11 protein-coding genes and 1 tRNA gene are annotated in these 12,437 nt (G+C 38.5%); 6 read left to right on the forward strand and 6 right to left on the reverse strand.

The genetic code is table 11. The features are described from left to right. Positions 1-153 precede the first annotated feature (153 nt). Positions 154-1,002 carry a 2,3,4,5-tetrahydropyridine-2,6-dicarboxylate N-succinyltransferase gene (gene dapD, locus ACFIMG_RS07910; protein WP_375611393.1) on the reverse strand — a complete coding sequence of 283 codons (849 nt, stop codon included), beginning with the start codon at positions 1,000-1,002 and terminating at the stop codon, positions 154-156. Between the two features lie 106 nt (positions 1,003-1,108). Between dapD and ACFIMG_RS07915 the strand changes: the two genes are divergently transcribed. Continuing rightward, entirely contained in the window at positions 1,109-1,972 is an 864-nt protein-coding gene (locus tag ACFIMG_RS07915; protein ID WP_375678826.1) for an LOG family protein, read from the forward strand. A 32-nt stretch (positions 1,973-2,004) separates the two neighbouring features. On the opposite strand, the gene truA is transcribed toward ACFIMG_RS07915, so the two are convergent. From truA to def, 3 genes are read right to left on the reverse strand one after another with little or no spacing between them, the layout of a single operon-like run. Continuing rightward, positions 2,005-2,748, reverse strand: a complete 744-nt coding sequence (gene truA / locus ACFIMG_RS07920; protein WP_375678825.1) for a tRNA pseudouridine(38-40) synthase TruA — start codon at positions 2,746-2,748, stop codon at positions 2,005-2,007. Position 2,749: 1 nt separating this feature from the next. Continuing rightward, on the reverse strand, positions 2,750-3,679 hold the full coding sequence (gene fmt, locus ACFIMG_RS07925; protein WP_375620855.1) for a methionyl-tRNA formyltransferase: 930 nt from the start codon (positions 3,677-3,679) through the stop codon (positions 2,750-2,752). Next, a complete protein-coding gene (gene def, locus ACFIMG_RS07930) occupies positions 3,679-4,215 on the reverse strand; it encodes a peptide deformylase (RefSeq protein WP_375628478.1) in 537 nt (178 codons plus the stop codon). The genes fmt and def overlap by 1 nt, the downstream gene beginning before the upstream one ends. Positions 4,216-4,305: 90 nt before the next feature. Here def and ACFIMG_RS07935 point away from each other — a divergent pair, with 90 nt between their 5' ends. Both ACFIMG_RS07935 and ACFIMG_RS07940 read left to right on the forward strand, forming a co-directional pair. Continuing rightward, the gene (locus ACFIMG_RS07935) at positions 4,306-5,487 is read left to right on the forward strand and encodes a DNA recombination protein RmuC (protein ID WP_375678824.1); all 1,182 of its coding nucleotides are present in this window, start codon (positions 4,306-4,308) and stop codon (positions 5,485-5,487) included. Positions 5,488-5,598: 111 nt separating this feature from the next. Next, the gene (locus tag ACFIMG_RS07940) at positions 5,599-6,186 is read left to right on the forward strand and encodes a hypothetical protein (protein ID WP_375678823.1); all 588 of its coding nucleotides are present in this window, start codon (positions 5,599-5,601) and stop codon (positions 6,184-6,186) included. A gap of 1,598 nt (positions 6,187-7,784) precedes the next feature. Here the strand turns inward: ACFIMG_RS07940 and ACFIMG_RS07945 are convergent. Together ACFIMG_RS07945 and ACFIMG_RS07950 are read right to left on the reverse strand one after the other, a co-directional pair. Further along, positions 7,785-7,860: transfer RNA gene (locus tag ACFIMG_RS07945), tRNA-Ala, on the reverse strand. Positions 7,861-7,978: 118 nt separating this feature from the next. After that, complete coding sequence (locus ACFIMG_RS07950; RefSeq protein WP_375678822.1) at positions 7,979-8,359, reverse strand: TIGR02300 family protein; 381 nt, start codon at positions 8,357-8,359, stop codon at positions 7,979-7,981. Between the two features lie 187 nt (positions 8,360-8,546). On the opposite strand from ACFIMG_RS07950, the gene aroA reads away from it, so the two are divergent. The 3 genes from aroA to rpsA all read left to right on the forward strand — a co-directional run bounded on the left by aroA (position 8,547) and on the right by rpsA (position 12,351). Then, entirely contained in the window at positions 8,547-9,875 is a 1,329-nt protein-coding gene (gene aroA, locus ACFIMG_RS07955) for a 3-phosphoshikimate 1-carboxyvinyltransferase (protein ID WP_375678821.1), read from the forward strand. Continuing rightward, complete coding sequence (gene cmk / locus ACFIMG_RS07960) at positions 9,872-10,519, forward strand: (d)CMP kinase (RefSeq protein ID WP_375678820.1); 648 nt, start codon at positions 9,872-9,874, stop codon at positions 10,517-10,519. Before aroA ends, cmk begins: the two co-directional genes overlap by 4 nt. 131 nt (positions 10,520-10,650) lie before the next feature. Next, the gene (gene rpsA, locus ACFIMG_RS07965) at positions 10,651-12,351 is read left to right on the forward strand and encodes a 30S ribosomal protein S1 (protein WP_026500132.1); all 1,701 of its coding nucleotides are present in this window, start codon (positions 10,651-10,653) and stop codon (positions 12,349-12,351) included. Positions 12,352-12,437: the final 86 nt, after the last annotated feature.

Here is a 12,437-nt window from a genome sequence, read left to right on the forward strand (position 1 = left end):
TTTCTTACCCACACACCAACTGCGTTTGTAACGTGCAAGGAAATGATAGTGATTGATTCACTATGAAAGGATTTGAAATGAGAGAATCCTTGTATTCGAGGTTATTATTCAAGTTAAAAAACGATGAAATATTATTATGAATTAATCTTGTGTCTAAGAACGTAAAAGATCATTAATGGATGTTTTTTCTCGTGTTTTTTGATCAACGCGTTTTACAATAACAGCACAATAAAGGTTTGGGCCTGCTTCACCATTTGGTAAAGGTTTTCCAGGGAGAGAACCTGGTACAACCACTGAATAGGCTGGTACTTCACCAATAAAAATTTCACCTGTTGTACGATCAATAATCTTTGTAGATTTTCCAATAAAGACTCCCATTCCCAAAACAGCACCTTCACGGATAATACAGCCTTCAACAATTTCAGAGCGAGCACCGATAAAGCAATGATCTTCAATGATTGTTGGATTTGCTTGCAGTGGTTCTAAAACACCTCCAATACCAACACCGCCAGAAAGATGGACATGTTTACCAATTTGTGCACAAGAACCAACGGTGGTCCATGTATCAACCATTGTGCCCTCATCGATAAAAGCACCAAGATTGACAAAGGATGGCATCAATATAACATTGGGTGCAATGTAAGCAGAATGACGTACAATGGCTCCAGGAACGGAACGGAAATCAGCACTTTTAAAATCTGCCTCTTGCCAACCAGAGAATTTTGAAGGAACTTTATCCCACCAATGTGTCCCATTGATTCCACCAGTAATAATTTGCATAGGATTAAGCCGAAAAGAGAGTAAAACCGCTTTTTTCAACCATTGATGAACATGCCATTGTCCATTTTTTTGTCGTTCTGCAACACGGATTTCACCTTTATCAAGAAGGTTCAATGCATGTTCAACACTCTCACGTATTTCGCCTTTTGTGGTAGTATCGATAGAATCGCGATCGTCAAAAGCTTGTTCGATAATAATTTCAAGTTGTGTGATATGAGTCATGACGAGAGTTCCGTTAAACAAGTTGAAAGCTTCAAGATTTATTCTCTATGAACTACGCGAAGAAATGTGTTCAGTCAATAAAACGATGAGGAAGTAGGACAGGTGCATGAAAAAAAGCTGTAAAGAAAAAAGAAAAAGGGAGCAAGAAAACTGGACGCCACTTCTCCATACGAAGGATGCTCTACAACAGATCCATAAAGTCTCTAATTCAGCACAGGTGCGTTCGTCTACTTATCGTTTAGCCTATATCGATCAAGATTTTATGATGCGTCCAGAGTTGCGTTCACAACGTATTAGTCTTGAATTTTTAAAGCCGGAAATAACCCTTAAAGAATATGATATTCAATCAACAGTTGTTTTGTTTGGTGGTGCGCGTATTCCTGAAGCTGGGCAAGCAGCATGGGCTGCAAAAAATGAAATACAAAAGAAAAATTTGCATGCTATGTCACATTATTACGATGAAGCAAGAGAGTTTGCACGTTTGTGCTCACTCTATTCTGCTACGACAGAATATCGTGAATTTGTGGTTGTTACGGGGGGCGGACCAGGAATCATGGAGGCGGGAAATCGTGGTGCTTGTGATGTTGGTGCCCCAACGATTGGCTTGAATATTATTTTACCACATGAGCAAGAGCCTAATTCGTATGTGTCGCCGCATTTATGTTTCAATTTTCATTATTTGGGGATGCGCAAAATGCATTTTTTAGTACGAGCGAAAGCATTAGCCATTTTCCCTGGCGGATTTGGAACTCTGGATGAACTGTTTGAGACGTTAACTTTAGTACAGACGGGGCGTATGAAACAGGTACCAATTTTATTGTTTGGCAAAGAATTTTGGAGCAATACTGTCAATTTTGAGTATCTGTCTGCACAAGGTACAATTTCTCCTACTGATATTAATTTTGTGAAATTTGTTAATACAGCAGCAGAAGCTTTTGAAGAAATTCGTTCTTTTTATAAACTGCCTTAACGACTTTTGAGATACTCACTCTTGAAGGATAATTAATACTCTACTTTGGTTAAATAAAGTCCTGAGGGGGGGGCAACAACACCACAACGTTTACGATCTTTAGCATGAAGAGCTGTTTCGAGATCTTGAGCTGTCCAACGTCCAATACCCACTTCCATGAGGCTTCCTGCGAATGAACGGATTTGATGATGAAGAAAAGAACGAGCTTGTGCATAAAGGAAAATTTCTTCACCTTCTCTTTGAATATCGAGACGTTCAAGGGTGCGAATAGGGCTTTTGGCTTGGCAATGTGCTGAACGGAAAGTTGTAAAATCATGTTGTCCTACAAGCTTTTGCGCAGCTTCATGCATGGCTTCAGCATGAAGAGGTTTTGGTATCCACCACACGCGTTTGGCATTTAAAGCTGGTGGAGAGCGACGATTAAGTATTTTAAAAAGATAATGGCGTTTTACAGCGGAAAATCGTGCATCAAAGTCATCAGGGACATTTTCTACATTTAAGATTGAAATCGCCTCTCCCTGTTTACGTAAAAGAGTATTGAGCGCGTCACGCACAGTATGGGAGAGCCAGTTTTTTTCAAAATCAACATGCGCAACTTGTCCGGTAGCGTGTACGCCCGCATCGGTTCTTCCTGCTGTTGTTATGGTCAATTGTTGTCCACTAAAGCAAAAAATCGCTTGTTCAAGAGCTCCTTGTATCGTGTGAAGTTTTGCTTGACGCTGCCAACCAGCATAATTTGAACCATCATATTCAAGAGTGAGTTTAAAACGTGGCATCTTAAAAAACAGCAGAAATATGAGCACCTCGCAAAAAGGTTGCGCACTCAAGAATTTTACCGCCAGATCTTTGGAGAGAGGTTATTTCTATCCGTCCTTGCCCACAATGGATAATCAAAGAATCTGGTTCTATCCGTCCAATTTCAAGAGAAGGACCTGTTGTTAAGCGACTATCAAGAATTTTTACACGTTCTTCTCGTCCACCGATATTCATATTGCACCAGCAACTAGGAGAGGGAGAGAGCGCGCGAATATGCCTATGAATAAACTCTGCAGGTTTTGTCCAATCAATGCGGGTCTCTTCTTTTCTAATTTTGGCGGCATAGGTGATGCCTTCTTCTGATTGTGGGGTCAGTTTAAGTTGTCCTTTTTCAAGAGTGGATAAAGTCTCTACCATAAGTTCTGCGCCAATATGTGAAAGTCTGTTTGAAAGCTCAGCAGTGGTGGTGTTATCAGTAATGGGGATGGAGCGAGAAAGAGCGATAGGCCCCGTATCAAGTCCTTCATCCATTTTCATGATCATGATACCTGTTTCTTTATCACCAGCCATAATTGCTCGTTGAATAGGCGCAGCACCACGCCAACGTGGTAAGAGTGAAGCGTGGGCATTAAAACAACCAAAACGTGGCGTTTCGAGAATAGCTTTGGGTAAAAGGAGTCCATAAGCCACCACAATAGCAGCATCAACAGAAAGTGCTGCAAATTGCTCCTGTTGTTCGATTGTTTTGAGTGTTTGAGGCGTGAAGACAGGAATGGATTTTTCTTTTGCTACGGTGTGAACAGCGGAGGGGATTAATTTAAGTCCTCGACGTCCTGCTGGACGAGGGGGTTGACTATAAACAGCAACAACATCATGACCTGCATCCAATAAAGCATGTAAAATAGGAACAGAAAAATCTGGTGTTCCCATAAAACTTAATCGTAAAGCCATTACAAAACTGCTTCCTGCATGTTTTTTTCTTTTGCGCGTTTTTTAAATTTTCGTATCACCATATCGCGTTTGATCTTTGAAATGTAATCAATAAAAAGGCGCCCATCTAAATGATCAATTTCATGCTGCAAGCAAGTTGCTAAGAGATCGTCTGCTTCAATTTCTGTTTGTTTTCTTTCACGGTTCTGATAGCGAACACGAAGGCGTTTAGGACGTTCAACCTCTGCAAAATAATCAGGAATAGAAAGACAACCTTCTTTGTAAATATTACGCTCATCTGAAAGCCATAAAATTTCAGGGTTGATAATAACAAGTGGTTTTTTCTGCTCATCTTCAGAATTTCCAGAGACATCTATAACCAACATACGTAGCGGTATACCAATTTGAATAGCAGCAAGACCAACGCCTTTAGCATTATACATGGTTTCCAACATGTCATCCGCAAGTTTTTGGAGAGCTGAATCGACCTGCTCAACAGGTTTGGACACTTCCCGTAAAATCGGATCAGGTAAAGTAACTAAAGATCTCATTGGCATAAGTAGAGATTAATCAATGGTTTGTTATTGGTCAATATTGAATAACGGATTCTTGCGTTTTTTTACAATAAGAGCGTTATATTACAATTTATGTTTGATTCGTTTTTTTCCATACTTGCTGGTGATTTTTTTTCTAAACTAATGCTTTTGCTTTTATTTATACTTGTCTGTTTGGCATTTTTTATGTTGATACATTCTTATCGAAAAAAAGCATTTTTGGAAAATGAAATTGCTGAACGCGCACGTGAGGCACAAATGCAGATGGCTACCTTGCTGAAAACACAAGCTGAAATGCAAGGACGAATGCAAACGATGGCGGAAATTTTTGGTCAACGGCAGGCTGAATTGAATAAATCACTCAGTGAGCAACTCAATGGGATGACAACAAGCTTAGGCCAAACACTTCAGGTACAGACCAAATCCACTTATGAAAATTTGAATCGTTTGCAAGAGCGTTTAGCAGTGATTGATGCAGCACAAAATAATATTCAATCGCTTACGGGACAAGTTGTTCAGTTGCAGTCCATTTTAAGCAATAAGCAGACGCGTGGTACTTTCGGTCAAGGGCGGATGGAAGCAATTATTGCCGATGCCTTACCAACAAATGCCTATGCATTTCAGGCTGTTCTTTCTAATGGAAAGCGCCCAGATTGTCTCATTCATATGCCCAATAAAGCTCCTTCTCTTGTTGTTGATGCTAAATTTCCTCTGGAAGCTTGGAATGCTATGCGTAAGGCAGAATCAGCGCAAGAGCGTCAAGAGGCAGAACGCCAATTTCGTACCGATATGGAAGTTCATATTCGTGATATTGCACAAAAATATTTGATTCCTGGAGAAACCCATGATACTGCTTTCCTTTTTGTGCCATCTGAATCGATTTTCGCAACAATTTATGAGGACTTTGAGGCATTGGTACAAAAATCCAATAGAGCCCATGTGATTATTGTTTCACCATCTTTGTTGATGCTCTCTGTCCAAGTGGTACAAACCATTATGAAAGATGCGCGGATGCGTGAACAAGCGCATTTAATTCAATCAGAAGTAGCAAAATTGATGGAAGATTTTGGACGAATGGATACGCGTGTTCGCGCACTACAGAAGCACTTTCATAAAGCAGGTGAAGATATAGAGGGAATTTTGATATCGTCCTCCAAAATCATGAAACGGGCAAATCGCATTGAAACTGTCGAATTAAAAGAAAATTACTCTGAACCAACAAAAATGACAACATTGGCTCAGTCGCAAACATTGCGTTTTGCTGATGAGGAATAAAGCAAAGCAAGCTTCTTAAATATTACAAGTTAGATCATGTTCTTTATTGATTGGTAATCATTTTTTAGTATCTCTATCTTGTTTTATTTCTTAAACGAGAGGAATAGGAATATGCGACACCTTTTGTTTTTAGGGGCACTGGTGTTTTTGCTAGAGGGATGTGCAACAACCACTCCCATCCACACAAATAATGCTTGTGCTATTTTAGCACAAAAAAATGGTTTTTTTGACAATTGGGGTAAGGTGTCTCAAAGAGCGGAAATGCGCTATGGAATTCCTATGCCTATTATTCTTGCAACCATTAAGATGGAATCGAGCTTTCGTCACAATGCACGTCCTCCACGCAAAAAACTACTTGGTTTTATCCCATGGAAGCGTCGGTCGACAGCTTATGGTTATGCTCAAGCGCTTGATAGTACATGGGCAATGTATCTTCGCTCTACAGGAAAGTCTTTTGCATGGCGTACGAATTTCGCAGATGCTGCTGATTTTGTTGCTTGGTATCATAGCCAAAGTGTTCAACGCAATGGGGTGAGGTTTGATGATGCATATAGCCTTTATTTAAATTATCATATGGGGCATGGTGCTTATGCACGTAGTGGTGGGCATGTCAGTGCTGCGCTTTCACAGATAGCACAGCGCATGGCAAGGATCTCGAGGCTCTATGAACAGCAATTAAAAAGATGTGGATGGCATTAGGGAAGATTTTTGAAAATCTCAATCAGGGAATTGATGGGATAAAATTATTCGAAAGCAAAATTCCACATGATATGATAAAATAGTGTCGTTTTCCGATCGTTCAATGAAATAAATTGTTATTTTTTAGAATAAACTCAAGCAACAGAAAGTTTTTGCAATACACAATATATTTGAAGATACTCTCGACATTTTTACCTCCTTTGTTAAAAAAATTTATAATAGAAACTATCTTCTATTTAGCGCTGGCATTTCGCTTTGGGCTAAGTGCCAGAGATTATTGAAGAAAAATTTTAAAATATAATATCATTTTTTATTTTCATTATGCGTATTACTGGCTGATTATTATATGAATATTTTCTTTGTTAAGCGTATAAAATAGCAATTAAAACAAATGCAATTCGGGCCTCATAAAAAGGGTAAAATATTCAATATAAAAAAACGAGAAATGTATTAAACGAAAAAACGTTGTTTTGTATAAAGAGGGCGCTACAGTCTTCAAAAAAACTAAGTGTATTTAGTATTGTATGAAATAAAACATAGTCGTCCATCCAGTTCATCTTAATTGAAAGAAGTTATCTTATTGTATTGTAAAAACACTCCCGTTTATAGGATGATAAGGTATATGCAACTTTACACAATGAATATTCAGGGTAGGGAATATTCAGAGAAAGATTTGTAACGCCTATGAAGTAACAAGTCAGTCTCCAATGTTGTGATAGCTTTTGCATTTGAGAATATTTATGAGAAGCATTTTTATTCTTTTTCTTAAATGGTTTAAGCATATTGATTTATAAAGATAATATATCGTTATTCATATTAAAGTAAGAATCTCGAATGGCGTAGGGTTTTATCGTTTCAGATCTCTTGAGGTTGAATCAATAAAACCATTGGCTTGCACATAACAAGCACAATGGGTATGTGGATAAAAACTGTGAAAGAAAAGACTAAAAATGTTTTTTTATGAACATACATTCTCAAATGTAAGAATTATCCGTAACATTGGGAATTAGCACATATAATGATAGCACCACTTTGCTCTTACACCTCGACCTTGTTTATGACGTGCAAGGAAAAAAATTAATTGATTCAATATATTATTTAAGTGTTAATATACCTTAGTATTGAGCAGGTATACGCTACTCAAGGTGGATAATTTTTAATTGGCAGAACATCTGATCAGGCTAAAAATACTCGAAAAAAGTTCTGTTTCGCAATAATTGAAAAGTATATTTTAATATTTTATTCTCTACTCTTTGTTTAAGTACTTCATATCTTTTAAAAAGATACCGGTAACCAACATATTATGATATTTGTGGAAATATTGTGGTAAAGGAAATTCAAATTTTATCCTTTAAGACAAGGCGTAAGTTAAACAGCTCATTTTCTATTTCTGTGCAAAGCATAAAAAAATTATCTACTTTCACGGTTGCGACAATAAATTTTATAATCCAACAAATGATTAAAAATGTATTATAATATCATTAAAATGCAAGGAACAGGCGCTATTGGAATGATAATTAAATAGCACATAAACCTTTTAAATTGATGCACACATCTTTTATTATAATTGATTCCCTTGATAGAACAGTTGGTCTTTTTGGTGGAGCTAAGCGGGATCGAACCGCTGACCTCTTGCATGCCATGCAAGCGCTCTCCCAGCTGAGCTATAGCCCCTATAAAAACAAATTGTCCCAAAAAGACAGTATACAATTCCAGCTTTTCTAGAACGATCAAAATTGAAGATCAAGAAGAATTTACATTCAATGGAAAAAGATGTCCTCTTTTACTTCTTTTAAGCATCGTCATCATTAGAAACACCGCCTCCGAGAATATCAGTAACGTCATCATCTTCATCGTCACCATCATGAGACAAAAATGTATCATCATCATCACCAAGATCTACATCACTATCTTCTAAATCAGGAAGATCGTCATCTTTAGAATCCACATCATCATCTTCAAGAAGCATAAAAGCAGATTTTTCAAGTGCTGTATCAAGCTCTTCAGTATCAACTTCTTCCTCATTGTTTGCTTCAGCTGCTGCAACTTCAAAGTAAGAACGCGGATAAGAAATTCCTGTATAGGGCGACACAATAGGATCGCGATTTAGATCGTAAAATTTTTTTCCTGTTTCTGGATCAACACGTTTAGTTCCAAGTTTTTGTTTTGCCATAAACCGTGCCTCTTTGATTAACTATTATTCCATTAAAAGATAAATTTTATGGTGCTTAATCGAAAAATAATACCTTTGTCAAAGATAAATACACTGTTCCACAGTGATTTTTTCATGACGTCTTTTAAAGCATGTGCTAAAGGATGCACAATTTCATAAAAGTTAGATAGAATTAAATAGAATTTCCATGCAAAAAGCAATCCCTATAACCACCTATAAATCGAGTAGTCTCTCTGGAAAAATTCAAATACCAGGAGATAAATCAATCTCTCATCGCTCTCTTATATTGGGAGGATTAGCAAGTGGTGAGACATATATTCATGGATTACTTGAAAGCGCTGATGTACTCAATACAGCTGCTGCTATGCAAGCTATGGGTGCCTGTATTATTAAAAAAGAAGACTTCTGGATCATACGAGGAACAGGGAATGGTTGCCTTTTAGCTGCACAAAAACCTTTAGACTTTGGAAACGCTGGAACAGGTGCTCGTTTGGTTATGGGAATGGTTGGTCCGTATCATATGAAAACAACCTTTATTGGTGATGCTTCTCTCTCTAAACGTCCAATGGGACGTATCCTTGATCCACTGCGTCTCATGGGGGTTGAAATTGAGGCAACGCGCGACGATTACCTTCCTTTAACGCTTTATGGTCCGAAAATGGCTAATCCGATTCGTTACCGTGTTCCAATAGCTTCCTCCCAAATTAAATCAGCAATCCTGCTTGCTGGACTCAATACCGCCGGCACTACAACTGTTATTGAACCAGTTCTGACACGAGATCATACGGAAAAAATGTTAAAAGCATTCGGTGCGCAACTTGAAATAGAAAAAGATAACGAAGGTGCGCGTTTGATTCATCTTAATGGTCAACCCCATCTTACTGGACAAACGATTCATATTCCGGGTGATCCTTCTTCTGCTGCTTTTCCAATTATCGCAGCCCTTCTTATAGAAGACTCTGATATCACCATTGAAAATGTTTTGATAAATAACTCTCGAATAGGACTTATCGAAACATTGTGGGAAATGGGTGCTCAAATTGAATTTTTGAACCGGCGTCAAACAGGTGGAGAGGATGTTGCTGATCTACGGATAAAATCATCGGTCCTTAGAGGCGTTACGGTGCCCAAAGAACGTGCTCCATCGATGATAGATGAATATCCTGCTTTGGCAGTAGCAGCAGCCTTTGCAGAAGACAAAACAGTGATGCTAGGAATTGAAGAATTGCGTGTAAAAGAATCGGATCGATTGTCTGCTGTTGCTCAAGGATTAAAAATTAATTGCGTAGACTGTGAAGAAGGTCAAGATTTTCTTATTGTTTATGGAAAAGGTTCTGCCAAAGGTTTGGGGGGTGGGTATGTTGCCACACATCTTGATCACCGAATTGCTATGTGTTTTCTCATTTTTGGGCTTGTGTCAGAAAAACCTGTTACCATTGATGATAAACGAATGATCGCTACGAGCTTTCCAGAATTTATTCCTTTTATAAAACAACTTGGGGGAAAAATCGCTTGAAGCCTTTTGTTATCGCCATTGATGGACCTGCTGCCTCAGGCAAAGGAACCTTAGCACGCAAAATTGCTGCACATTATCGCCTTCGTCATCTCGATACTGGTCTTACTTATCGTAGTGTTGCTCATACGCTTTTACAACAAAATTTAGCTCTTAATGATGAAAAAAATGCTATTATTTATGCTAAAGAACTTGATTGTAATACCTTAAATCCTTCTCTTCTTTCTTCTCATGAACTTGGTGAAGCGGCTTCAAAAATAGCAATTAACCCTGCTGTACGCAAAATTCTTGTCGAAAAACAACGCAACTTTGCTAAAGTTTTGCCCGGCTGTGTGCTTGATGGGCGTGATATCGGAACGATTGTTTGTCCTGATGCCGATATCAAGTTTTATATTCTAGCCAATGTTCAAACACGCGCCAAACGCCGCTACCAAGAGATTTTAAAAAAAGGTGTTCAAGCAAATTATCATGAAATCCTAGCTCAACTTGAACAGCGCGACAGTCGCGATATAACGCGCAAACAAAGTCCACTAAAACCAGCAAAAAACGCCCACTTGCTTGATACGTCAGAATTGAGTATAGAAGCAACATTTGAAATTGCATGCAGTTTTGTTGATCCAATCATAAAAATGCATATAATTGGATAAATTCGTTAAGGTAACTTCCAGCCTAGCGCTAACTTTTTTCCTTTATTCAAGGAAAAGGCTAGGGAGTTACTTATGTTAACACTAACCTAGCGCTCATACCTTATAATACAAGGTATATATTAGGAGTTCTTATGTCACAATACAATCCCACAACAGCGGATTTTGAAGCCCTTTTAACAGAATCTTTTCAAACTAATGATCTTAATGAAGGATCTGTTGTTAAAGGTCGTGTTATTGCAATCGAAAAAGACATGGCCATTATTGATGCTGGTCTTAAAGTCGAAGGACGTATTCCTCTCAAAGAATTTGGAGCTAAAGCAAAAGATGGTTCTTTGCAAGTTGGCGATGAAGTTGAGGTTTACATTGAACGCATTGAAAATGCGATGGGTGAAGCTGTTTTATCGCGTGAAAAAGCACGGCGCGAAGAAAGTTGGGTCCGTTTGGAGGAAAAATTCAATGCTGGTGCACGCGTTGATGGAGTGATCTTTAGCCAAGTAAAAGGTGGTTTTACAGTTGATCTTGATGGTGCCGTTGCTTTCTTGCCTCGCAGCCAAGTTGATATTCGTCCCATTCGTGATGTTTCACCCCTCATGCATAATTCACAGTCCTTTGAAATTTTGAAGATGGATCGTCGTCGTGGCAATATTGTGGTCTCACGCCGCACTGTTTTAGAAGAAAGTCGCGCTGAGCAACGTTCAGAAATCGTACAAAATCTTGAAGAAAATCAAATCGTTGAAGGTGTGGTGAAAAATATTACAGATTATGGTGCCTTTGTTGATCTTGGTGGGATTGATGGTCTCTTGCACGTTACAGATATGGCATGGCGGCGTGTTAATCACCCATCTGAAGTGCTCACAATTGGCCAAACGATTAAAGTGCAGATTATTCGCATTAATCAAGATACGCACCGTATTTCTCTTGGAATGAAACAGCTTGAAAGTGATCCTTGGGAAAGCATCAGTGTCCGGTATCCGATTGGTAAAAAAATTACGGGTGCTGTTACCAACATTACTGATTACGGTGGTTTTGTTGAAATTGAACCAGGAATCGAAGGGCTGATCCATGTTTCTGAAATGAGCTGGACAAAGAAAAATGTTCATCCTGGAAAAATTCTGTCTACATCACAAGAAGTAGAAGTGGTTGTTCTTGAGATTGATCCTTCTAAACGGCGTATTTCTCTTGGCTTAAAACAAACATTTGAAAATCCATGGGAAGCTTTTGCCAATAAATTTCCTGTCAATTCGCAAATTGAAGGAGAGGTTAAAAATAAAACAGAATTTGGTCTGTTTATTGGGCTTGAAGGCGATGTTGACGGTATGGTTCATTTGTCTGATCTTGATTGGAACCGTCCTGGTGAACAAGTTATTGATACTTACAATAAAGGCGATATTGTTAAAGCTGTGGTCCTTGATGTTGACATTGAAAAAGAGCGCATTTCTCTTGGAATTAAGCAGCTTTCCAGCGATAAAGTTGGAGAAGCAGCTGCTTCTGGCGAATTGCGAAAAGGTGCAGTTGTAACATGCGAAGTGATTGCTGTTAACGACAATGATATTGGTGTGAAATTGATTGACCACAACCTTGAGACAACCATTCGGCGTGCTGATCTTGCGCGTGATCGTGATGAGCAACGTCCTGAGCGTTTCGCAATTGGGCAAAAGGTTGATGCTCGCATCACAGCATTTGATAAAAAAACACGTAAAATTTCAGTATCGATTAAAGCTTTAGAAATTGCAGAGGAAAAAGAAGCTGTTGCACAATATGGTTCTACAGATTCAGGTGCTTCTCTTGGTGATATTCTGGGTGCAGCTTTAAAAAAACAAGAACAAGATTAATCATCAATCATTAAAGTTGGTTTTATTATTAAGGTCACTCATTAGGAGTGACCTTTTTATTTTCTAAAAAAATTGTCTGCTTATTT

This window comes from Bartonella sp. AP11XZML, from assembly GCF_042196445.1.
In the GTDB taxonomy this organism is placed as follows: domain Bacteria; phylum Pseudomonadota; class Alphaproteobacteria; order Rhizobiales; family Rhizobiaceae; genus Bartonella.